Source organism: Phaeobacter cretensis, from assembly GCF_047372505.1.
GTDB classification, from domain to species: domain Bacteria; phylum Pseudomonadota; class Alphaproteobacteria; order Rhodobacterales; family Rhodobacteraceae; genus Phaeobacter; species Phaeobacter cretensis.
In genome coordinates this window covers 1591875-1613081 of record NZ_JBKBEU010000001.1, presented here as the reverse complement: position 1 = coordinate 1613081, position 21207 = coordinate 1591875, and the positions used below count along the sequence as shown (strand labels likewise).

The 21207-nt window shown below is 54.5% G+C and carries 18 protein-coding genes, 1 tRNA gene and 1 pseudogene; 12 read left to right on the top strand and 8 right to left on the bottom strand.

Features of this window, described 5'->3' with window-relative positions:
• Nucleotides 1–30 precede the first annotated feature (30 nt).
• The gene (locus tag ACEWZM_RS07775) at nucleotides 31–852 is read left to right on the top strand and encodes a DUF6473 family protein (RefSeq protein WP_414005888.1); all 822 of its coding nucleotides are present in this window, start codon (nucleotides 31–33) and stop codon (nucleotides 850–852) included.
• A gap of 84 nt (nucleotides 853–936) precedes the next feature.
• On the opposite strand, the gene ACEWZM_RS07770 is transcribed toward ACEWZM_RS07775, so the two are convergent.
• The 6 genes from ACEWZM_RS07770 to ACEWZM_RS07745 form a co-directional block, all read right to left on the bottom strand.
• Nucleotides 937–1863, bottom strand: coding sequence for an electron transfer flavoprotein subunit alpha/FixB family protein (locus ACEWZM_RS07770; RefSeq protein ID WP_414005887.1), 927 nt, complete (start codon nucleotides 1861–1863; stop codon nucleotides 937–939).
• The gene (locus ACEWZM_RS07765) at nucleotides 1863–2621 is read right to left on the bottom strand and encodes an electron transfer flavoprotein subunit beta/FixA family protein (RefSeq protein ID WP_414005886.1); all 759 of its coding nucleotides are present in this window, start codon (nucleotides 2619–2621) and stop codon (nucleotides 1863–1865) included. Before ACEWZM_RS07765 ends, ACEWZM_RS07770 begins: the two co-directional genes overlap by 1 nt.
• A gap of 215 nt (nucleotides 2622–2836) precedes the next feature.
• Entirely contained in the window at nucleotides 2837–3409 is a 573-nt protein-coding gene (locus ACEWZM_RS07760) for a cob(I)yrinic acid a,c-diamide adenosyltransferase (RefSeq protein WP_414005885.1), read from the bottom strand.
• A gap of 3 nt (nucleotides 3410–3412) precedes the next feature.
• Nucleotides 3413–3619 (bottom strand): twin transmembrane helix small protein, encoded by a 207-nt coding sequence (locus ACEWZM_RS07755; RefSeq protein WP_414005884.1) that lies wholly within the window; start codon nucleotides 3617–3619, stop codon nucleotides 3413–3415.
• Nucleotides 3620–3684: 65 nt separating this feature from the next.
• Nucleotides 3685–4515 carry an SDR family NAD(P)-dependent oxidoreductase gene (locus ACEWZM_RS07750; RefSeq protein ID WP_414005883.1) on the bottom strand — a complete coding sequence of 277 codons (831 nt, stop codon included), beginning with the start codon at nucleotides 4513–4515 and terminating at the stop codon, nucleotides 3685–3687.
• Between the two features lie 32 nt (nucleotides 4516–4547).
• Nucleotides 4548–5249 (bottom strand): SH3 domain-containing protein, encoded by a 702-nt coding sequence (locus tag ACEWZM_RS07745; RefSeq protein WP_414005882.1) that lies wholly within the window; start codon nucleotides 5247–5249, stop codon nucleotides 4548–4550.
• 300 nt (nucleotides 5250–5549) lie between these two features.
• Between ACEWZM_RS07745 and ACEWZM_RS07740 the strand changes: the two genes are divergently transcribed.
• From ACEWZM_RS07740 to tuf, 3 genes are all read left to right on the top strand, one after another.
• Nucleotides 5550–7898: a DNA topoisomerase IV subunit A gene (locus ACEWZM_RS07740; RefSeq protein WP_414005881.1), complete on the top strand. Its 2349-nt coding sequence runs from the start codon at nucleotides 5550–5552 to the stop codon at nucleotides 7896–7898.
• Nucleotides 7899–8026: 128 nt separating this feature from the next.
• Nucleotides 8027–8647 carry a hypothetical protein gene (locus ACEWZM_RS07735; protein ID WP_414005880.1) on the top strand — a complete coding sequence of 207 codons (621 nt, stop codon included), beginning with the start codon at nucleotides 8027–8029 and terminating at the stop codon, nucleotides 8645–8647.
• A 226-nt stretch (nucleotides 8648–8873) separates the two neighbouring features.
• Nucleotides 8874–10049, top strand: a complete 1176-nt coding sequence (tuf, locus tag ACEWZM_RS07730; protein WP_414005850.1) for an elongation factor Tu — start codon at nucleotides 8874–8876, stop codon at nucleotides 10047–10049.
• A gap of 180 nt (nucleotides 10050–10229) precedes the next feature.
• Here the strand turns inward: tuf and ACEWZM_RS07725 are convergent, their stop codons facing one another.
• Nucleotides 10230–10931 carry a lysophospholipid acyltransferase family protein gene (locus ACEWZM_RS07725; RefSeq protein WP_414005879.1) on the bottom strand — a complete coding sequence of 234 codons (702 nt, stop codon included), beginning with the start codon at nucleotides 10929–10931 and terminating at the stop codon, nucleotides 10230–10232.
• A 152-nt stretch (nucleotides 10932–11083) separates the two neighbouring features.
• Here ACEWZM_RS07725 and ACEWZM_RS07720 point away from each other — a divergent pair.
• The 3 genes and pseudogenes from ACEWZM_RS07720 to ACEWZM_RS07710 all read left to right on the top strand — a co-directional run.
• A tRNA-Trp gene (locus ACEWZM_RS07720) sits at nucleotides 11084–11159 on the top strand.
• A 1199-nt stretch (nucleotides 11160–12358) separates the two neighbouring features.
• Entirely contained in the window at nucleotides 12359–12706 is a 348-nt protein-coding gene (locus ACEWZM_RS07715; RefSeq protein ID WP_414005878.1) for a hypothetical protein, read from the top strand.
• Nucleotides 12707–13207: 501 nt separating this feature from the next.
• A pseudogene (locus ACEWZM_RS07710) lies at nucleotides 13208–13995 on the top strand (IS3 family transposase); the annotation flags it as partial.
• 346 nt (nucleotides 13996–14341) lie between these two features.
• Here ACEWZM_RS07710 and ACEWZM_RS07705 read toward each other — a convergent pair.
• On the bottom strand, nucleotides 14342–15217 hold the full coding sequence (locus ACEWZM_RS07705; RefSeq protein ID WP_414005877.1) for a LysR family transcriptional regulator: 876 nt from the start codon (nucleotides 15215–15217) through the stop codon (nucleotides 14342–14344).
• A gap of 179 nt (nucleotides 15218–15396) precedes the next feature.
• On the opposite strand from ACEWZM_RS07705, the gene cuyA reads away from it, so the two are divergent.
• The 5 genes from cuyA (at nucleotide 15397) to ACEWZM_RS07680 (ending at nucleotide 20826) form a co-directional block, all read left to right on the top strand.
• Complete coding sequence (gene cuyA / locus ACEWZM_RS07700; protein ID WP_462047810.1) at nucleotides 15397–16437, top strand: D-cysteate sulfo-lyase; 1041 nt, start codon at nucleotides 15397–15399, stop codon at nucleotides 16435–16437.
• 35 nt (nucleotides 16438–16472) lie between these two features.
• Nucleotides 16473–17432 (top strand): ABC transporter substrate-binding protein, encoded by a 960-nt coding sequence (locus ACEWZM_RS07695; protein ID WP_414005875.1) that lies wholly within the window; start codon nucleotides 16473–16475, stop codon nucleotides 17430–17432.
• A gap of 72 nt (nucleotides 17433–17504) precedes the next feature.
• Nucleotides 17505–18563, top strand: a complete 1059-nt coding sequence (locus ACEWZM_RS07690; RefSeq protein ID WP_414005874.1) for a quaternary amine ABC transporter ATP-binding protein — start codon at nucleotides 17505–17507, stop codon at nucleotides 18561–18563.
• The gene (locus ACEWZM_RS07685; RefSeq protein WP_414005873.1) at nucleotides 18560–20101 is read left to right on the top strand and encodes an ABC transporter permease; all 1542 of its coding nucleotides are present in this window, start codon (nucleotides 18560–18562) and stop codon (nucleotides 20099–20101) included. The genes ACEWZM_RS07690 and ACEWZM_RS07685 overlap by 4 nt, the downstream gene beginning before the upstream one ends.
• Nucleotides 20098–20826, top strand: a complete 729-nt coding sequence (locus ACEWZM_RS07680) for an alpha/beta fold hydrolase (protein ID WP_414005872.1) — start codon at nucleotides 20098–20100, stop codon at nucleotides 20824–20826. The genes ACEWZM_RS07685 and ACEWZM_RS07680 overlap by 4 nt, the downstream gene beginning before the upstream one ends.
• The last annotated feature ends 381 nt before the right edge of the window (nucleotides 20827–21207 follow it).

Below are 21207 nucleotides of genomic sequence, written 5' to 3'. Positions count from 1 at the left end.
GGTGAGTCTTGGGTGAATTTGGTGGGTACTATGAGCTATGAACTCAAGAGTGCGACAGCGCTCGCGGGCGAGCCTTGCAGTTATGCGGGGTCGAAATTGTTGGTCCGCGGGCCAGAGCGTGATCTGACTGAACCATATTTGGCATTTGTCGGCGGCACTGAGGTCTTTGGCCGATTTGTTGAACGGCCGTTTGTTGCCGAAACAGAAGCGATTTTGCAGCGGACCTGTGTGAACCTCGGCAGTGTGAACGCCGGGGTCGATAGTTTTGTGAGTGATGCAGATATTCTGGAGATTGCCAGAAAGGCAGAAATGTCTTTGGTGCAAGTGCTGGGGGCACAAAATATCTCCAACGAGTACTACAAGGTACATCCCCGTCGTAACGACAGGTTTCTATGTGCTCATGAGCCATTGTTGGATTTGTACCCAGAGATGGATTTTACCGAGTATCACTTCAACAAGCACCTGCTGAGCGCGCTTAAATCTTGCTGCACAAACCGTTACGAAACCGTTCGCGACCATCTGCAGGAAAGCTGGGTAGCGCGTATGGGTGAGTTGATCGGTTCATTGGATGGGCAGGTAACCCTGCTTTGGATCCACTACGATGTTGGTCAACAAGCCGTGTTTGGGCAAGAGCCTGCGTTGGTGGATCGCCCAATGGTGGATGCGTTGCGGGCTCGGGTGCTGGGTATCGTGGAGATACCGGTGCATACTGCGCGAGATGCCGCAGATATCGATGGCATGTTCTATGGTCAACTTGATCTGCCATCGGCGCAGTTGATGGTGGGCCCAAAGGAACATCAGAGAATTGCTGTGCAGCTGGCTCAGTACCTGCAGTCGCGGCTGCAAGATTGACTGTCACTCAGATGGGTCGCCACACTACAAGTAAAAAAGCCCGCAACAAATGTTGCGGGCTTCGACTTGTTAAGTCTGCTGTGCTTACAGCTTTTCGATCAGTTCAGGTACAGCCTGGAATAGGTCGGCGACCAGACCGTAGTCGGCAACCTGAAAGATTGGTGCCTCTTCGTCTTTATTGATCGCGACGATGATCTTGGAGTCCTTCATACCTGCGAGGTGCTGGATTGCGCCGGAAATACCAACCGCAACATACAGCTCAGGTGCAACAACCTTGCCGGTTTGACCTACTTGCCAGTCGTTCGGGGCATAGCCCGAATCGACCGCCGCGCGGGATGCACCAACCGCTGCGCCCAGCTTGTCGGCTAGGCTCTCGATCAGTTTGAAATCTTCCTCGGAGCCGACACCGCGACCACCGGAAACCACAACGCCGGCAGAGGTCAGCTCGGGACGATCACTTGCGGCGACTTTGTCCTCGACCCATTCAGAGAGGCCGGGGTTTTCGGTGGTCGCGATGGTGTCAACAGAAGCAGAGCCGCCGTCGCCCGCTGCATCAAAAGTGGATGTCCGGAAGGAGATCACTTTCTTGGCGTCGCGTGACTTCACAGTTTGAATCGCGTTGCCTGCATAGATTGGGCGCTCAAATGTCTCGGCATCGACGACGCCTGATACATCAGAGATCACCATCACGTCCAAAAGCGCGGCTACACGGGGAAGTACGTTTTTGGCGTCGGTAGTCGCTGGGGCAACAACGTGCTCATAGTCGGAGGCGAGCGATGCGATGAGTGCCGCGGTCGGTTCCGCCAAACGGTGGCCCAAGGCGGCATCTTCTGCGACCAGAACTTTTGCAACACCTGCAATCTTGGCAGCTTCGTCCCCGGCAGCTGCAGCTGATGCGCCTGCGCAAAGAACGGTTACGTCGCCGAGTTTACCAGCCGCAGTCACTGCCTTGGCAGTGGCATCCAGCGCCAGTGCGCCGTCGGTCACTTCGGCAAGGAGAAGAACAGCCATTATACAGCCCCCGCTTCTTTGAGTTTCCCAACCAGCTCATCCACAGAGCCCACAATGATACCAGCGGCACGGGCTGCGGGTTCAGTGGTGGAGATGATTTCTAAGCGTGGCGTGACGTCAACGCCGAAATCAGCTGCGGTTTTCTCATCCAGCGGCTTTTTCTTCGCCTTCATGATGTTAGGCAGCGAAGCGTAGCGTGGTTCGTTCAGGCGCAGGTCTACGGTTACGATGGCAGGCATCTTAACTTTAATTGTCTGCAGGCCACCATCCACTTCGCGGGTCACAACAGCCGTGTCACCATCGATGTTCAGTTCCGATGCAAAGGTGCCCTGAGACCACCCCAGCAGAGCCGACAACATTTGGCCAGTGGCGTTCATGTCGTTGTCGATCGCTTGTTTGCCCGCCAGAACGAGACCAGGCTGCTCTTCTTCGACAACTTTCGCTAAGATCTTGGCAACTGCCAGAGGCTCGATGTCTGTGTGGACGTCATCCGCCGCATTGACCAGAATCGCGCGGTCGGCTCCCATAGCGAGTGCAGTCCGCAGTGTTTCCTGCGATTGCTTCACACCGATGGAGACAACGACGATCTCATCAGCTTTGCCTGCTTCCTTAAGGCGGATCGCCTCTTCGACAGCGATTTCGTCGAACGGATTCATCGACATTTTGACGTTGGCGAGATCGACACCGCTGCCGTCCGCTTTGACGCGGACCTTCACGTTGTAATCAATCACGCGCTTGACAGGCACAAGTACCTTCATTTTGCGTTCTCTCCTTAACAAACGGTAAGCCGCCGAGGCGACTCTCCTCCATGCTCTCGCGATGTTGATAGCGGCTTAGATTAAGCCGCAACAGGGTAAAATCGTCACGTTACCGCTCTCCGACGTCGCGTCTGACGCTTTGCCTCAGCAGTTTTGCAAGAATATTTCGGCAAGAATGCTGCGCTGCCGCAGCTGAAGCAGTCCGCCGCCTGGAGTCAGCGGTTTGCTCCAGGAACCCACAATACATCGCGGGCGCCGTTGTCGTTGGCAGCCCGTGAGGCAACAAAAAACCAATCTGAAAGCCGGTTGAGATACTTCACCGCTGCAGGATTGATATCTTCCTGTGTAGCCAGATCAGTTGACAGCCGTTCAGCACGGCGGGCCACTGTGCGGCAGACATGTAAGTGGGCGGATAACGCCGCACCACCGGGCAGCACAAAGCTGCGCAAAGGCGAGAGATCAGCATTCATAACATCAATTTCGGCCTCCAGCCGTAACACCTGCGCGTCGGCTATGCGGAGCGGTGGATATTCAGCGGTTGCATCCTTGTCCATTTCTGGGCGGCATAAGTCTGCCCCCAGATCAAATAGGTCGTTCTGGATGCGGGCCAGCGCTTCATCCATCTTGCCCTCAGCTTGCAGCCGGGCAACTCCGACAAAGGCATTCAATTCGTCCGAGGTACCGTAGGCATTGACCCGGACTGAGTGTTTAGCAACCCGGTCACCGTTGCCAAGCGCGGTATCGCCATTGTCGCCGGAGCGGGTGTAAATCTTGTTTAGAACGACCATAGGTTATTGGCCTCCTTGGCTGCGAAGATAGACATAGCCAAGAATCAGCACCACAGCGATGAACTGAAACAGGATGCGCAAGCGCATCATCTTATTGGCGTTTTTCGCATTGAATGCGCCACCGGCGCCGAAGCCGCCGATACCGATCACCAGTACAATAACGGTTGCTGCGATCGCTGCGATCGCCAGAATATAGAGCGGATCGCCCATCTTCTCATCTTCCTTGTTTTCGTCGCATGGTCGCTACCCCTATAGCAGGGACTGTTGTGCATATGCTATCTAAGCCGCGCGAGGATCCGGTCAATCGCGCGCGTTGTCAGGATGCGTTTTAACATGCCGCCCAGATGTGTGGGTATGGTGACATAGTATCGCGGTCGAGGGTGTCTGGATTCGCAGGCGTGGATCAGCTTGGCCGTGACGGCTGAAGCCGGCAACTCGAACAGGTCGGGGCCGTCACTTTCATACAGACGCTTCAGCAAACTCGATTTGTACCTATCGCGCAGAGCCGAGCTTTCCCAATCGACGTGTTTTTCAAAGTGGGGGATCGCTTTTTCGCGGATTTTGGAGGTCACCGGGCCGGGTTCGATTAGTACAACCTTGATGCCGCTGTCGCGCAGCTCTACCCGCATGGTATCCGTGAGCCCTTCAATGGCGTGTTTTGTGGCCACGTAGGCTCCACGCCAAGGAAAACTCACGAACCCAAGGATTGATGAGTTCTGTATGATACGGCCGTATCCTTGGTCGCGCATGACAGGGATCACGCGTCTGGTAAGTTCATGCCAGCCAAAAAAGTTGCTTTCGAAGATACTGCGCAGACCATCGGTGGAGACATCTTCCACGGCACCGGGTAGGCCATGTGCGCCATTGTTGAATAAGACATCCAGGGTGCCGCCTGTGTGTTCCAGGACCGCTGCCAAACCACTGCGCAGGGTTTCGGCATCAGTGTAATCCATCAGTGGGCTAACAAACCCCTGAGCACGCAGTCGGTCGCAATCTACCTTTTGGCGGCAAGCGGCAAACACCGTCCAACCTCGCTCACGCAGGCCATGCGCAGCATCCAAGCCGATCCCGGAGGAGCAGCCCGTAATCAGGATTGATTTTTGCATAAAGCCCCTCGCGCGGTCACCTGTACCGGCGTTTATGGGCGTTTCTGGCTCACCAGGGAAGCAGCAATCCAACCGACCGTTCCACCTTTCACAGTACGCAGGTGCAGCCAACCAGTGCCGATATCCTCAAACACGGAGACCTCTTCGCCATTGGTGAGGCGTTTGAGGATTGGATAAACCGTACCCGGGCCGGATCGCATGTTGACGCGGGTCGCTGTTATTGTGCGGATATCTGTCTCCGTTTCAGAGACTTCCTGCGCCTGTATGTCTGTGTTTGCTGCGGCTTGCGCAACGGGTAGGGCGGACAGGCCCTCCGAAAGAGAGGCCAGCTGCAAGGTTGCTGCGCCGTCTGTGTCTGTCTGGAACGCGAGCTTATTCACAGAAAAGGCGGCATCACTGTCGCCGATGCCATCGCCAACGGCGGCAATTTGTTCCATCGCAACACGCGTCCGTAGATTCGGATCGGCGGCAGGTCGGGTTGATCGGGTACTAGCGGATTGTATCACGCCATCCTCTTGCGCTGAACGCAGAGCGACTTTGCTGACCAGTGATTCTGCGGTGATCGTCCGACTGCGCACCGCAGCGTCGCCCGTGCCAGTATCGCTGCTAAACGTCGCTTTGGCGATATCTGCCGCAGCAGAAGGGCCTTTGGGTGGCTCAAAATCTGCTCCACCGCTGAATTCGTAGAACCCCCAACCTAAAAACAAAAACGATGCGATAACAAAGCGTGACATATACAAATCCCCCCCAGGATTGGCCTGAAAACCTGTGCTATCTCCTGAGTCTTGGGCGGTTGCCCTGTTACAGACAATACACATCTGCGACACAGATCTTTTCAGGTGAACTCTAACCTATAGCAATCTGCTGAGTCGCAATAGGGGAGAGGTAGGCGCATTCTCCCCCAATTGACAGCCATAAGCTGTGAAAGACGTTTCCGACGCTGCAGGTTGTGGTGTGATCAATATATGGGGGTAACTCAGCATTTTCGCACGGCCCCGCTTTACCAAGACCTGAGGGGGCAGTATCACCAATGCATGACCGACCTGGTAGATGATCAAGACACACCCGCCTCCCCCGAAACCGGAGAAGTGCTGGAACCATTGCGCCGCGCGATTGGCGAGCGTTACCTGACATATGCGCTTAGCACCATCATGCACCGGGCGCTGCCCGATGCCCGAGATGGTCTAAAGCCGGTGCATCGCCGCATTCTCTATGCCATGAGCCGTCTGCGGCTTACCTCAACTGGTGGTTTCTTGAAATCGGCTAAGATTTCTGGCGACACGATGGGGGATTTCCACCCGCACGGTGACGCCGCAATCTATGATGCGATGGCGCGTTTGGCGCAGGACTTCAATGTTCGCTACCCGTTGGTCGACGGGCAGGGGAACTTTGGCAATATCGACGGTGACAACCCGGCGGCCTCGCGTTACACAGAAGCCCGGATGACTTTTGTCGCCGAGGCGATGCTGGACGGTTTGAGCGAGAATGCCGTTGATTTTCGTGACAATTACGATGGGCGCCTGACCGAACCAGCGGTGCTTCCTGCGACGTTTCCCAACATTCTCGCGAATGGCGCGGCGGGCATTGCGGTTGGTATGGCCACCAATATTCCGCCCCACAATATAGGTGAGCTGATCGATGCTTGCCTGCATCTGATCAAGACACCGGATGCGCGCGACGAAACCCTGCTGAATTATGTTCCGGGGCCTGATTTTCCAACCGGCGGTGTGATCGTCGAGCCGCGTGAAAATATCGCCAAGGCCTATAGCAGCGGTCGTGGGTCGTTCCGCCTGCGCTGTACGCATGAGGTCGAAGACCTCGGTAGGGGCCAATGGCAGATAATTGTCACTGAAATCCCTTATCAGGTTCAGAAATCTAAGCTTATCGAGAAGATCGCAGAGCTGATCCAGACCAAGAAAGTGCCAATCCTCGCTGATGTGCGCGACGAATCGGCCGAAGATATTCGCATCATTCTTGAGCCCAAATCCAAGAACGTAGACCCCGACGTGTTGATGAACATGATGTTCCGCAATTCGGATCTGGAAATTCGCTTTAGTCTCAACATGAATGTGTTGATCGATGGCGTGACGCCCAAGGTCTGCTCGATGAAGGAAGTGCTACGCGCATTTCTCGACCATCGGCGCGACGTTCTGCAACGGCGCTCGCAGCACCGGATGGACAAGATCGACCACCGGCTTGAGGTGCTCGAGGGTTTTATCATTGCCTTCCTCAATCTGGACCGCGTCATTGATATCATTCGCTATGATGATGATCCCAAAGCGGCATTGATGCGTGAAAACTGGTCGCTCGACCATCCGCGCGCCTTTACCGAATCGGACTATGTGTCGCCTTCCTCCGGAAGCGGAGAGCTGAGCGAGGTTCAGGCCGAAGCCATCCTCAATATGCGTTTGCGCAGCTTGCGTCGTCTGGAGGAGATCGAGCTGGTTCGTGAACGGGACGCTCTGCGTGAGGAACGCGCGGGGCTGGTCGAGCTGCTGGCTTCACAGGATCTGCAGTGGAGCCGGATCGCGGAGCAGCTGAAAGAAACGAAGAAACAATTCGGCAAAAGCTACGAAGGCGGCCCCCGCCGTACCCGTTTTGCCGAGGCGGGCGAAGTCGAAGAGGTGCCACTGGAGGCAATGATCGACCGTGAACCGATTACTGTTGTCTGCTCACAGATGGGCTGGATCCGTGCTATGACCGGTCACATTGATCTCGGTCGTGAATTGAAGTTCAAGGATGGCGATGGCCCGCGGTTCATCTTCCACGCAGAAACCACCGACCGGCTCTTGGTCTTTGCATCAAACGGGCGGTTCTACACGATTTCTGCAGCGAATCTACCTGGCGGACGAGGTATGGGTGAACCCCTGCGTTTGATAGTCGATCTGCCGAACGAAGTCGAAATCGTCGATATTCTGATCCATAACCCCGAAGGCAGGCTTCTGATCGCATCCGATGCGGGCAACGGCTTTATCTGCGCAGAAAAAGAAATTGTAGCTCAGACCCGAACCGGGAAGCAGGTGTTGAATGTTAAGGACGACGACCGCGCCAGGATATGTATTCCGGTATCCGGTGATCATGTCGCTGTTGTTTCCGAAAACGGTAAATTCCTGGTCTTTGCAGTTGAGGAAATGCCGGAACTGACCCGTGGTAAGGGTGTGCGCCTGCAGAAATACAATATGGCGCGGGGCAAGCAGGGCTCGCTGGAACTTGATGGTGGGCTGAGCGATGTTACGACTTTTAACTGGGATGAGGGTCTCAGTTGGGAAATGGGTGGTGGTAAGACCCGGCATGAGACAGATCTTGCTCAATGGCTTGGGAAACGCGCGGGTATAGGCAAACGCCCACCTTATGGCTTCCCACGCAATTACAAGTTCAAATAGGGTTCCCTTATCCACCTGTGAACCTGTGTCTTCAACGCCACCAGGCGGAACCGCGCAGCCATGATGGCTTTACCGGCTTGGCTTGGGACGGCTATCTGATGGCGCATGTTAATCAAAATGAGACTGTTATGATCCGGATCTTTGCCCTCCTAGCCGCCATGGTCGCCGTTGCCGCCTGTACCGCAGCTGCGCCAGATGAACCGCTAGAGGATCTTGGGGCGTTTAAACTGGGTCATAACATCGTCATCGCGTCCAAGGTGCAGAAGGTGCCGGGATCGCGTGAAGTCTCCAAGGATGAATGGGTCGATATCCTAACCAATGAGGTTGGTGCCCGTTTTAGCCAATATGAAGGCGACAAGACTTATCACTTTGGCATCAGCGTAGAGGGGTACTTCGTCGCTCCGGGGGGCGTGCCACTTGTGCTCAGTCCTAAATCGGTTCTTGCCGTCAACGTGACCGTTTGGGATGATGTCGCTGGAACCAAACTGAACAAGAAAGTGAAGAAATTCACTGTGTTTGAAACAACGACGGCTGACAGTTTCCTTGTGGGTTCCGGACATGCTCGTACCCGCGAGGAGCAGATGCGGGGGCTTGCTCGCAACACGGTTGGTCAGATTGAGGATTGGTTGGTCGAGCAACGCAAAGAAAATGGTTGGTTTGCGTCCGAACAGGACAAGGAGCCAGATAGGGCAAAAGCCCCGAAGCCTTCGTCCGCCGAAGCAGATAGCGTTCCTCCATCTGCAGGCTGATTGCGCCCACTAAACTCACTATATTGAGCCGAATGTACAACAAGACAGGCCAGCCGCTGATGGCGGGCGTCTTGATGGCTGCCGACGGGCGACTACCCCGTCTGGTGACGATTTACCGTGCGTCGTACAGGAACGGGTTGATTTTTACCCACAAACCAAATAAGCCGCGCGCGCAGAGGAAATTCGGGTCACGCTTCGACCCCCAATTCAAAAGGGCGCCTACAGAATGGCTAAGGAAAAGTTTGAACGTACAAAACCGCACGTCAACATCGGCACCATCGGCCACGTTGACCACGGTAAGACCACGCTGACCGCAGCGATCACCAAGTACTTTGGTGACTTCAAAGCCTACGATCAGATCGACGGCGCACCCGAAGAAAAAGCCCGCGGGATCACCATTTCGACCGCGCATGTTGAGTATGAAACCGAAGGCCGTCACTACGCCCACGTTGATTGCCCCGGCCACGCTGACTATGTGAAGAACATGATCACTGGTGCGGCGCAGATGGACGGCGCGATCCTGGTTGTGAACGCTGCTGACGGCCCGATGCCTCAGACCCGTGAGCACATCCTGCTGGGTCGCCAGGTTGGCATCCCGCACATGGTTGTCTTCATGAACAAAGTTGACCAGGTCGACGATGAAGAGCTGCTTGAGCTGGTCGAAATGGAAATCCGTGAGCTGCTGTCGTCCTACGACTACCCTGGCGACGATATCCCAATCATCGCGGGTTCGGCTCTGGCCGCAATGGAAGGCAACAAGCCTGAAATCGGCGAAGAGAAAATCAAAGAGCTGATGGCAGCTGTTGATGATTATATCCCAACGCCTGCACGTGCGGTTGACCAGCCGTTCCTGATGCCGGTTGAAGATGTGTTCTCGATCTCTGGCCGTGGTACTGTTGTGACCGGTCGTGTTGAGCGCGGCGTGATCAACGTTGGCGACAGCATTGAAATCGTTGGTATCCGTGACACCCAGACCACCACCTGTACCGGTGTTGAAATGTTCCGCAAGCTGCTGGATCGCGGTGAAGCTGGCGACAACATCGGCGCCCTGCTGCGCGGTATCGACCGTGACGGCGTTGAGCGTGGCCAGGTTCTGTGCGCACCCAAGTCTGTGAACCCGCACACGAAGTTCGAGGCAGAAGCCTACATTCTGACCAAAGAAGAAGGCGGTCGTCACACCCCGTTCTTTGCGAACTACCGTCCGCAGTTCTACTTCCGCACCACCGACGTGACCGGCACCGTGACCCTTCCTGAGGGGACCGAGATGGTTATGCCTGGCGACAACCTGAAGTTTGACGTTGAGCTGATCGCCCCGATCGCCATGGAAAACGGCCTGCGTTTCGCGATCCGCGAAGGTGGCCGCACCGTTGGCGCTGGCGTTGTGTCCAAAATCACTGAGTAAGGTCGAGTTTTCATAGGAAACTCCGGCCTCTGGTGACAGGTGGTTTTCCCTTGGGGGAATCACCGAGAGCCACTCAGGTGAAAAATAGAAAGGGCGCTCCAAATGGGGCGCCCTTGCTTGTTGTGAAGTTGTCCGGTTCAGGTCTGTTGTTGTATGTTGGAAGAGAATATTCGGGCCGTCTTACGGCCTGTTCTTCATTGCATATTCTTCGGTGATCGAATCCGCTGTATCAGTGATCTTGTCCAGTGATTTTTCGAGGCTTTTACGCAGGTCTTCCACCTGCTGAGCTGTTGGTTTTCTTGGAACCGTGTTGACCCATTCCTGGCACATCAGGGTTCCGCGCGAAAATGGCATAGGCAGCATCTGCTTGTCCCAAGTCGGCAATTTGATCACCCTTTTTTCTGAAAACGCGACCGTGAAAACTCTGCAGCCAGTCATGCGCGCCCAGACAATAGGAACATCTGATGAGATTCGCGCGGGGCCGCGCGGGCCATCTGCCGCAATGCCGATCGAGCAACCTTCCTTTGTTCGACGGAGGACTTCTCGTGAGAGGGCGACGTGGCGCTTGTGGCTCGACATTGGGATGGTTTCAAATCCCAGGCGAACGAGAATTTGCCCCGCAAGTCGGCCAGCACGTGCAGAAGACGTCAGAGCACAAATACGGCCTAGCGACGTGTCAAACAGGTAGGGCGCCATTATTAATCGCTGGTGCCAGAGAACAAAGATTACCGGCTCTCCCGCAACGACGCAGGCATCCATCTCTTCAAATCCACGACGATCCCAGCGCGACGTTCGATAGGCAAAACGCACGTAACTGGCCAGAAGGGCTTCAACGGCACGGTTCACTCTTGGGCTGTCGGCGATTTTCTTTCGCAGGCTCACTCTTGGCTCTTTCCTATGTATGCTTTGCTTCGTCATACTGAAGCTAGGCAAAGGGGGCTAGTCGTTGTGCTAGGTCAGGCGGAAATCCGAGCCCTTTCGTTGATTTCCCTCTTGCCAGCCATGCAGCTCTGGCTTAGGAACTTCCGCACTGCAGGGGTATAGCTCAGTTGGTAGAGCGACGGTCTCCAAAACCGTAGGTCTCGGGTTCGAACCCTGATGCCCCTGCCAGTAAAACAAGGGATTTGCGGCCTTGTTCTGGTTTCTCTGAAAAAAAGTTTCCCAAACAGCTTCCCGCGATCATGTTTTGTTTTTGCTCTGTTCTCGCAGCGCTTGCATCTGCTTGGTGAGGGCTTTTTGATTCGCGCCGCGTGAATACTTTTGGATCATGGACTGGCGTTTGTGCCCAGTGATGGCTGCGATTTGATGGTCCGTACATCCTGCCTCTGCTAGCTCATCAGCTGCGCTGTAGTGAAGGCCGTGCAGGCTTTGACGGGGCATTGCGTGAAGAGTAGCCCGCAAACTGACAGTGAATGGAATCCACAGCCTTACGCTGGTTTTGTTTTAGGTTACCCAAATACCATCGTCTTCAACGTCTGACCATTTCATTCTGGTTAGGTCTGAGGCTCTCTGCCTGGTACCGAGCGCCAATTCAAATGCGAGTAAGTAAGGCCGTCGGCATTCTCACGGAGTGTTGTGATTGCCAACTTTGGCAACCGTCTGTGACCTTCATAGGTCTTGATTTTCTCAGTTAAATTGGCTGGGTTGTCCCGTCGCATTCAAGACCAATTGCATGATCAAACAGGATTGAGATCATGTATGGAATATAATTGGCAGTCCGAGCCCAGTGTCGATTTTCCATATGAACGTAGTGGCCGATGAGCGGCGCACTTTTGTGGGGTTCTTTTTCCTAATTGTACCGTGTAGTTACTCTAGAACCTTGGAATAGTTGGGCTTTGTACGTGGCGCCAAGCGGGCCCATTTTTGGGCTCTTCTTGTAGCTTGATATTAGTTTGTCAAAGCTAAGCCTACTAGCAAGCTCTCTACGACCTCGTATCAGGCGCTAGTATTCCCAGTCATATTTTTCGCCTGTCGGATCATCTGGCAAACGGACATCGAGGCCGTCCTATCGTAAATATCCGTATATCCCGTCCTTAGCCTTCTTGGTGGTCGTGAGTCTTGTTTTTTGCCACTGGATGTCCTCAAATCCGTCTGAGAAGTCACCGTGCTTCACCGCCCGTAACTCGCCCGTATCTCGGCGCTCATCGGGACAAACCTTGCGTGGTCGCGGCAGTACACCTTGAGAGGCCAGCGTGCGAGGCTCTGCAGGCTTCAAATCAATAGGCTGCGCTGCGCCTTTCTCGGTAATTGCAACAGGGGTCATGTTTCTCAGGTAGCTGGTGGCTACCTAACGTTGGCGCTGGGCGCAGATGGTTTCCGTGAGTGGCGAATGCTTCGCCCAGGTTGAACGGGCCGCCATCCTGCATGTGTTGGAAATGGGCCGGAACCGTAGCACCAGCGGGTTGGTGCCTCGGCAGGTTTCAGGCATCACCCATGACAGTAAGATCAAGGCGCAACGCCGGAAGTTGCTGAAGCTGTTGCAGGCGAGTGGGGGGCGATCTGTGGCCTGCGGCGGTGTCCCGCCCGCTCATTGGGCGGTCAGTGCCTCCATGCGCATCACAGGCGGCCTTGGCGCAACGGCAACAAATACCAGATGTAGTACGCTTCCCATTAGCTCAATTCGCAGCTGGGCGCGGTTGCAAGGTTCCGTTGCCTGAATTGGTATAGGAGATTGTGGAGGTCGTAGGCCGGGAGAATGCGGCGAAGCTCGTGGAGGGTACGCGCCAGAGCGGAAAGCGCCGTTGGCGGAGGCACCTCTATGTGCCTGGCGAAATGGCTGAGGGACACCGGGCTGCCAACCTGATCGGTTTTGCTGATGCGGAACGGTTAAGTTTCAGTCAGTCAATTGTGAGCTCGAACTCCCTTCCTGCCACGGGCTATGCAAAGCCTACTTGGCATATCTGGCGTTACGGTTATCCGAGCAGGGTGCGGAAGAGGTCGACATTGCCGCCGAGGTCGGGGTCGAAAAGAAGACTATGAACACGTTGCCTGAAGCTCCTGACTATTGGCGTGTTAAGTTAGGTTTGGCGCTCTGTCGGTTTTTCGGAAGCAACCGTTCAGGGCGAAGCCTAGCCACTGAATATGGTGTAGAGGTGACATGCTCCCCTGAAAAGTCCGCGATTTGAAGTTAGCCTGTTCTCCAAGCGAGGAGACAGGCGATGCGGAAAAGCCGTTTCAGCGAAGAGCGGATCATTGGCATCCTTAAGGAGCACCAAGCCGGAATGGGGGCGAAGGAACTGTGCCGGAAGCACGGCATCAGCGATAGCACTTTCTACAAATGGCGTTCGAAGTATGGCGGCATGGAAGTGTCCGAGGCCAAGCGGCTGAAGGCTCTGGCGGTCGAGAACGCCAAGCTCAAGAAGATGTTGGCCGAGCAGATGCTTGATGTGGCAACGCTGAAAGAGATCCGGTGCAAGGCGGAGAGCCGTGGACTGGGCCATGACAGAGAAGAACGACAACCAGCGGCGGGCCTGTGCCCTGGCCGGGATCGATCCGCGCGTCTATCGGCGTGGATCAACCAGGCCTGCGGACGCCGAGTTGCGAGAGAGGCCGAGGGAGGTGTCCAGCGAACGGCGGCGGCGTCGGCTGCACCTGCTGCTCGGCCGCGAGGGCTGGCAGGTGAACTGGAAGAAGCTCTAGCGGATCTACCACGAAGAGGGGCTGAGCCTGCGCAAGCGCGGCGGGCGAAACCGCGCCATTGGGACGCGTGCGCCCATGGCGATCCCGCAAGGGCCGAACCAGAGATGGTCGCTGGACTTCGTCTCGGACAGTTTGTCTGATGGCCGCCGTTTCCGGGTGCTCTGCGTCATTGACGACTTCAGTCGGGACTGCCTGGCTGCGGTCGTGGACACCTCACTTCTCCGGCCAGCGGGTTGCCCGTGAGCTCGACAATATCGCTCGAACGCGTGGCTATCCCTGCATGGTGGTCAGCGATAATGGGACCGAACCCTGAACAGAGCGAACTAATAACCGAGGACGCTGCGGGGAGCACGTCAGAGGCCATGACTGAAAGTGATGCACAGAAAGCGGGCTTTGCAAAGTCACCATTTTGAACAGCCCAAACTTCTGCCATCAGCTGCGACGCCGCGCCGAGAAGCCGCGCTTCCCTGTAAGCGCAGGCCGTCGGCGTTTCCGAGCGGAAATTGTGAGGATTTCCCTGATTCACTTTCGATCAAACTAATGCTCAGCTAACAGTGTATCGGGTGGGGGCGGGAGACCGCCGAGGATACAGGGTCAATTTTCTGAATTAGAAAGCTGTCATTGCTCGCTTTGACATTGGCTGAGACACGGTATCAAACATCCTTCGCCCAAAGTTTCATCAGCCTCCGGGCGATTTCGACTGTTTTGTCAGCGTAAATCGCCACCTGAAGTGCTTCTTGACCGTAATGGTTTGCAAGCGAAATCAACTCCCCACTTTCGATTTCTCGGTACGCCATGCTGAAAGGAAGCCAACCGATGCCCAATCCTTTGAGAACAAGCTCTCGGGTACCACTTGAGAACGCTGAAACGCTAAACGTGTTGGCGCTGGAACTTGGAATGCCGAAGGGTTTGTTATTCTTGCGCAGCACTTCACCAAAGTAGCTGTCTTCAGGGTAGACGATTGCGGGCGTATTTGTAGGAACATTCCCGTAGTCTGTCACGATATAGCGTAATGCACCGCCAACAACTGGCACCAGATAGTCATTCCCCCATACGCCGCGCTTGATGTCTGGGCCGAATTGAAGCGTGCGGACGCTTTTGGCCTCATAGCATAGTAACATGCTTGTATCGCCGCGTAGAAACATAGACACACAGTCGTTCAGATTACCGGCACGTAACCGGAATTGCAGACCTTGAAACTCATTTTTAGCGCGTAAGGCCATGTCTGGAAATGTCGCACATATTGGAGCGTGTTGTGCGGCTATTTCCACTGTCATCCGTGACTTTTCGAAATGCGCAATCTTTGTGCGAAGCTCGCGCAAGCGGGTCATAAGTGCACGAATTTCATTTTCGTTGGACGTTAGTGCTTCGCTGATCTCAACCCGGTTCTTTTTGCGGTCAAGAATGTCTGTGCCAAGCCAGTCTTCAAACCCTCGAATCCGCCTTGAGAATGCGGGTTGGGTGATGTTTCGGCGCGCCGCGGCTCGCGACATGTTGCCTTCCTCTAGTAACACAAGAACATCGTCCAACCATTGGAATTGCATCTGTTAGTCTCCTTTGCTCATATCAAATGTATGGGTATACATAGAAAAAAGCACTGTTTTTATGTTTAACCCCAGGCAATGCTTTGTCTGAAAATGACATGGGGCATATTATGACTGCAACAGAACACGCACCGGCGCACCAACTTACAGAGCCGACAGAATTGATGGCAAGCCGCTGCAAGGACCTCGCCGTTCGGCTGGCAAAATTTCCGCGTGTGACATTGGGCCATTTCCCAACACCACTCGAACCCATGGATCGCCTCAGCGAAGAACTCGGGGGCCCACGTCTCTGGGTAAAGCGCGACGACTGCACAGGACTATCATCTGGCGGCAACAAGACGAGAAAGCTAGAGTACTTGATGGCTGACGCCCAGAAAAATGGTGCGGGCACGATCATCACCCAAGGTGCAACCCAGTCAAACCATGCTCGGCAAACCGCCGCCGCTGCTGCCAAACTGGGAATGACATGCCATATTCTGCTAGAAGATCGCACGGGATCGAATGACGGCAGCTACATCATGAACGGCAACGTTCTGTTGAACCGTCTGCATGGCGCAAGTGTGTCCAAACGCAGTGGCGGCACGGACATGAATGCTGAGATGGAAGTTCTTGCCGACAAACTACAACGAGAGGGCAATACCCCCTATATCATTCCTGGTGGTGGGTCTAACACCATTGGCGCGTTGGGTTATGTTAACTGCGCCCGCGAGTTGGTGGAGCAATCTATTGGCAAAGGGCTCGAGATTGATGCCCTCGTCCATGCTACCGGCAGCTCAGGAACTCAGGCAGGTCTGGTCACCGGACTGGCGGCGATTGAGAGCGATATTCACCTTCTCGGAATCGGTGTGCGGGCTCCGCAAGAAAAACAAGAAAGCATGGTGTATGACCTCGCGCAACGTACCGCCGCTTACCTTGGCGCGCCAAAAGAGATTGTACGCAGCGCTGTGCGTGCCAATTGTGACTATGTGGGCCCTGGCTATGGTTCGCCAACGGATGGGATGATCGCAGCACTCAAGCTGCTTGCGCAAACCGAAGGGCTTTTGTTTGACCCAGTCTATTCAGGCAAGGGCCTCGATGGCCTGATCGACTTGGTCCGCAAGGGCCATTTCGACGGCATGAACAACGTTGTTTTCCTGCATACAGGGGGCAGCGCTGCACTCTTTGGCTATCCCGAAACCTTCGGGCTGCCCGGTTACTCAGCATAAAAACTACAAAAAAAGAACCAACAAGGAGATAGGAAATGACTGTGAAAATGAAACTGATGACCGCGGCGCTCGCCAGCGTGATAAGTGTCCCGGCCTTCGCTGAAGAGGTCAAAATCGGCGTGCCGACATGGACTGGCGCACAGGCGATTGCCTATGTTTTGGGCGAAGCGGTCACAACCCGGATTGGCGGCACCGTCGACTACGTCCCAGGCAACAATGCTACGATTTTCCAGGCGATGGACCAAGGCGAAGGCGACATTGATGTACACCCTGATGTATGGCTACCCAATCAGGAGAGTTTTACGAACGAATACGTCGGTAAAGCTGGCACCGTCACACTTTCTTCGAACCCTTACCAGGGCAACCAAGGCTTCTGTGTTTCCAAGGACTTTGCAGCTGCCAACGACATTACCGACATCGCTGATTTGGGCCGCCCGGACGTTGCGGCGTTGATGGACAGTGACGGCAATGGATTGGGTGAAATGTGGATAGGCGCACCCGGTTGGGCCTCTGCAAATGTCAATGAAGTAAAGGTTCGCGACTATGGTCTGCTTGATTTCATCGAGCCTATTCGTGCTGAAGAAGCCGTGAAAACAGCTCGGATCAAAGACAGCATCGCGAAAGGTGAGGGTTACGCATTCTACTGCTACGAGCCGCATGCGGTTTGGTACATGTTCGACGTTGTCATGCTGACAGAGCCTGCGTTTGATCCAGAAAAATACATAATGAAACAGCCCTCAGATGACGCCGACTGGTATGAAAATTCGATGGTCGCGACCAAGGATGATCTCAAGCAGGTTCAGATAGCCTGGTCGAATTCCTTAGCTGATCGTTCCCCAGCGATTGCAGAGTTCTTTGCCAACTTTGAACTAACCGCTGATGACGTTAGCAGTCTTGCCTTTGAGATTAGCGCGAATGGCCGTGAACCAGCAGAAGTAGCGGCTGAATGGGTCGCAGCAAATTCTGACCGTGTTGATGCGATGCTCGGCCTATAAATCGCGCATCAAATTGAACAGTGCCGACGCAGTAAGACTGCGGTGGCAACCCAAATAGCGGGTAGGGCGACCATGCAAACCAACGACGGCGTTATTGAAATCTCGAATGTTTGGAAGATTTTTGGTGCGAAGCCAGAAGTCGCTCTAAAGGCAATCCGCGACAGGGGGCTCTCCAAATCAGAAGTTCTGGCTGAATTTAACTCTGTTGTTGGGGTCGCTGATGTCTCGCTCTCAGTCAATCGTGGCGAAATCTTTTGCATTATGGGTCTGTCAGGCAGCGGCAAATCGACCTTGGTGCGCCACTTCAACCGACTTCTTGAGCCCACTGCGGGCAAAATCGAGATCGAAGGCACGGATGTGATGGCTTTAGGTCCGAGAGAATTGCAGTCCTTCCGAAATCGCAAGATTGGGATGGTGTTCCAGAACTTTGCTTTGATGCCGCATAGGTCGGTTTTGGATAACGTGGCTATGCCGTTGGAAATCCGACAAGTCGCCAAGAATGAGCGCCTGCGACAGGCGGCAGCGATCCTTGAGATCGTTGAACTTCGTGCATGGGGGGCAAAATTTGCCCATGAGTTATCAGGAGGGATGCAGCAGCGCGTCGGATTGGCACGAGCTCTTGCCGCAAACCCCGATGTCTTGCTGATGGATGAGCCGTTTTCGGCCCTTGATCCTTTGATCCGTAGACAGTTGCAGGATGAGTTCATCCGCCTTTCTGAGATCTTGAAGAAAACCACCATCTTTATCACACATGATCTTGATGAAGCCGTTCGTATTGGCGATCGGATCGCGATCATGCGGGACGGACAGGTCGTGCAGATCGGCACCGCCGAAGACATCGTCATGAACCCTGCCGATGATTACGTAGCCGACTTTGTCGCCGGAATCTCGCGTTTGAAGGTGGTGCATGCGCATGCTGTCATGCAGCCGCTTGATCGCTACATTGCCAAAAGTGGCCCTGTTTCTAGCAATGCACGTCGTGTTGAAGGGCACGAAACACTCAGTAATCTTATCAACCTTGCTATTGACGACGATAATCCAATCATCGTGCAAGGTGATGGTACCGATATTGGCATCGTCACACGTGCTGATTTGCTGCGTACCGTTATTGAAGGGACCGAGATATCATGATGGACACAACCGTAAATCCGCTCGATGATCCCAACAGCGAAGCCGCAATCGCCTATGCCGAAGAACGGTGCGACAACATTCGCACCTTTGTGCGAACCAACCCTGATTATTACACTGCGAACTTTAGCAAGATCGGGGCCTCATCTCGATTTACGCCAACGTTCAATCTGATGGCCGGTATATTCGGCCCTGTTTGGTTTGGTGCACGAGGGCTTTGGTCTTGGGCGCTGCCTTTTCTGATCATAGAAGTGTTGGCGCTGGTGCAAATTGCACGCGGTCTTTTTGGTGATCTTGGCGCTGACGCGATGGCCAGGATAGCCTCCATTGAAGGTACCTTGGAACTCCGCCGCCAGCAGCTCGCGGCGGCGATCGAGTCTGGCTCTGACCGGGTGGATGCGTTCCGCCGTGCTGTGGACGGCTTAGAAAGCAACATCGATGGGATGCGCGACGAAGCGGTCGCAATGGCAGCACAAGGACCGCACATCGCATTGATCGGTTTTGTTATCCTAATCTTGGCAAAAATTGCTCAAGCCACCGTGGCCAATTGGGCGCTTGAAGCGCGGTTCTCGGATTGGGTGTCTGATCGCACGATCCGCTCGGCGATGCCTTTAGTGCATATCATCCTCAGCGCTACTTTCATGGTGCTGATCGTCATGGCAGCGATGTTCCACTACAGTTTTCCAGGGCGTTTTGATCTTCTCAGCAGCTTCCCGACCAATCCCGACATCCGGCTGAGTAGCATTGATTGGGTAGAGAATTTCTTTAACTGGGCTGTCTTGAACGGTGATACGCTCTTTGATGCGATAACATTTGTGATCAGGCTCTTGTTGGATGCGTTGGAGATCGTTTTTGTCAGCACGCCTTGGATTGTGATTGCCGCGCTGATCATCTTGCTGACGTGGTTGACCGCTGGTGTCCGCATGGCGATTTGGTCAGGTGCTTTCTTGTCCTACATGGGCTTGTTGGGGTTTTGGGAAAAGGCGATGACCACTCTTGCCTTGCTGGGCACAGCGGCCTGTCTGTCCATCTTGGTCGGGATTCCGCTGGGGATGTTTGCGGCCCGTCGCCCACGCTTCTATGCAGTTATTCAACCCATCATGGACTTTATGCAAACGATGCCCGCTTTTGTTTTCATGATCCCCGTGATCGCGTTTTTCGGCACGGGTAAACCTGCGGCAGTGGTTACGACAATGATCTTTGGCGGCACACCCGTGGTGCGATTAACGGTTCTGGGGCTACGCGGTGTGCCCGCAAGCGTGCGAGAGGCTGCGATCTCATTCGGTGCAAACAAATGGTATCTCCTCACACGAGTGGATCTGCCCTTGGCCAGCCCGTCGATCCGTGCGGGTATCAATCAGACGATTATGTTATCATTAGCAATGGTCGTTGTTGCATCGCTGATCGGCGCCAAGGGTCTTGGAGAAGACGTGCTGGAGGCCTTGCAATATGCTAATGTAGGGCAAGGTATTCTAGCAGGCTTTGCGATCCTGTTCTGTGCCATGATCCTCGACCGAATTGTGCAGGGAAAGCGCAAGTGACACCGCTTGTGATGGTGCATGGTTTCATGGGCGGCAGCGCACAGTGGGCCGGAGAAGTCGCGCAACTGTCGCAGATACGCGAGGTCATTGCACTCGACCTGCCTGGATTTGGTGCAAACAATCATCTCGCCCCGATTGATACCATCGGTGGGTTTGCGGATTGGATGATTGCCGAGTTGAACAGCCGGGGTGTGCAGGTTTTTGATCTGCTAGGTCACTCGATGGGCGGGATGATCGTGCAAGAAATGGCCCGCAAAGCCCCGGATAGGATCAAGAAGTTCGTGCTTTATGCCACAGGAGCAAAAGGCGTCTTGCCCGGGCGATTTGAGACGATCGCTGAAAGTAAAATGCGCGCCCGCTCGGACGGTGCGCAAGCTACGGCGCGACGCATTGCTGCGACATGGTTTCAACATCGTGAGGAGGCAGTCGGGTACGCACGTTGTGCGGCAATCGCAGAACACGCTAGTCTTGAAGCCATATTGGCAGGTTTGGACGCCATGCAAAACTGGTCAGGAGAAACCGAGCTTTGCAACTTTACACAAGAAACACTGGTGATCTGGGGGGATCGTGATCGCACTTACGCCTGGGAACAGACGGCTCTATTGTGGAGGACGATCCAGAAAGCTCAACTTGCGGTTGTACCTGGGTGTGCGCATGCAATTCATCTTGAAAAACCAAAGCTATTTGCAGCGTTGTTGCGCGACTATTTGGAGCAAGAGGCTTGATACCTTAGGCCCCTAGAGTAAATTTCGCTCCCAATCCTAAAAAGTGTATAAGACCGCAAGCCTTTCTAGTCAGGGTGTTGAAAAATATTCAAAATATTGGTACGTAGGCGTTCAGAACCAGCCCTTTGTTCCGATGCAAAGACAACGACCCTGTTGACCTGAACTGTCACCGAAAAAGACAGGATGCTAGTTTGCAGCCAAGTTTCCGTGGTAATTTTCACAATATGCAAGACGGTCTGATCGTAGGGTGAATAAGAAGCCTATAGTACGATTTGGCAAAGTATACGTTGATCGTCTATTTAACCGCCATCTGCCACTTCCGATACGTTGTAGAAAGCTGCCTTCCAGCGGTATGGCTTCCTGATCGAGAGGCTGAACAGC

Coding starts and splice junctions, on each gene's coding strand:
- ACEWZM_RS07775 (WP_414005888.1), top strand. CDS start 31: ATGAGCTATGAACTCAAGAGTGCGACAGCGCTCGCGGGCGAGCCTTGC.
- ACEWZM_RS07770 (WP_414005887.1), bottom strand. CDS start 1,863: ATGGCTGTTCTTCTCCTTGCCGAAGTGACCGACGGCGCACTGGCGCTG.
- ACEWZM_RS07765 (WP_414005886.1), bottom strand. CDS start 2,621: ATGAAGGTACTTGTGCCTGTCAAGCGCGTGATTGATTACAACGTGAAG.
- ACEWZM_RS07760 (WP_414005885.1), bottom strand. CDS start 3,409: ATGGTCGTTCTAAACAAGATTTACACCCGCTCCGGCGACAATGGCGAT.
- ACEWZM_RS07755 (WP_414005884.1), bottom strand. CDS start 3,619: ATGGGCGATCCGCTCTATATTCTGGCGATCGCAGCGATCGCAGCAACC.
- ACEWZM_RS07750 (WP_414005883.1), bottom strand. CDS start 4,515: ATGCAAAAATCAATCCTGATTACGGGCTGCTCCTCCGGGATCGGCTTG.
- ACEWZM_RS07745 (WP_414005882.1), bottom strand. CDS start 5,249: ATGTCACGCTTTGTTATCGCATCGTTTTTGTTTTTAGGTTGGGGGTTC.
- ACEWZM_RS07740 (WP_414005881.1), top strand. CDS start 5,550: ATGACCGACCTGGTAGATGATCAAGACACACCCGCCTCCCCCGAAACC.
- ACEWZM_RS07735 (WP_414005880.1), top strand. CDS start 8,027: ATGATCCGGATCTTTGCCCTCCTAGCCGCCATGGTCGCCGTTGCCGCC.
- tuf (WP_414005850.1), top strand. CDS start 8,874: ATGGCTAAGGAAAAGTTTGAACGTACAAAACCGCACGTCAACATCGGC.
- ACEWZM_RS07715 (WP_414005878.1), top strand. CDS start 12,359: ATGGTTTCCGTGAGTGGCGAATGCTTCGCCCAGGTTGAACGGGCCGCC.
- cuyA (WP_462047810.1), top strand. CDS start 15,397: ATGGCAAGCCGCTGCAAGGACCTCGCCGTTCGGCTGGCAAAATTTCCG.
- ACEWZM_RS07695 (WP_414005875.1), top strand. CDS start 16,473: ATGACTGTGAAAATGAAACTGATGACCGCGGCGCTCGCCAGCGTGATA.
- ACEWZM_RS07690 (WP_414005874.1), top strand. CDS start 17,505: ATGCAAACCAACGACGGCGTTATTGAAATCTCGAATGTTTGGAAGATT.
- ACEWZM_RS07685 (WP_414005873.1), top strand. CDS start 18,560: ATGATGGACACAACCGTAAATCCGCTCGATGATCCCAACAGCGAAGCC.